Raw genomic sequence first — 659 nt, forward strand, 5'->3', positions numbered from 1 at the left:
AAAAATCCAGAACAATTAAAAGGTTACGGACAGTATGCAAGATATAAGAAAGTTTTAGGTGATAAAGCACCTAATTCATTTGATAAATTTGTAGATATGAAGTATAATGATAGTAAGAAATACAATAGTTTAAAGGTATTGTATAAAGATACGAAAGAATACAATTATACTGTTGATTTATTTAAAAATCACGGAGTATCTGATAAGTATATTCCACAAACATTAGATAAATTCATAGATATTAAATTAAATGACAAATTAAAATATGAAGGTATTAAATTTAGAAAAAAATTATTACTAACAGATTATGCAAATAAATTAAAAGAACAACAACAATTAAAACATAAATATTTATCAAAGCAATATAATAATGAATTATTAAAAAATCCACCAGTGAATAAAGCATATTTTAAAGATAGTGATAAAATGACTGATAATGAATATAAAGATAAAATCAGAGAGTTGCAAAAGGGAATAAGAGGAAAAGGTGAAATAATTGTGACATATAATGGTAATAATCTTCAATATTATGAAAATTATTATCACAATAGTGATATAGGAAAAACTTGGGATAGAATAAAGTTAATACATTATGATACTAAAAAGACTAGAACAATATATTCTAAAAAAGGATATCATGTGTATCCTGTATATTAAAA

The 659-nt window shown here is 22.3% G+C and carries 1 protein-coding gene; it reads left to right on the forward strand.

What is annotated here, in order from left to right; genetic code table 11:
• The coding region (locus tag AWT65_RS06660) for a hypothetical protein (RefSeq protein ID WP_198142965.1) at nt 1–657 on the forward strand (657 nt) is incomplete at its 5' end.
• Nucleotides 658–659 lie beyond the last annotated feature (2 nt).

The organism is Sneathia sanguinegens (assembly GCF_001517935.1).
Lineage (GTDB): Bacteria > Fusobacteriota > Fusobacteriia > Fusobacteriales > Leptotrichiaceae > Sneathia > Sneathia sanguinegens.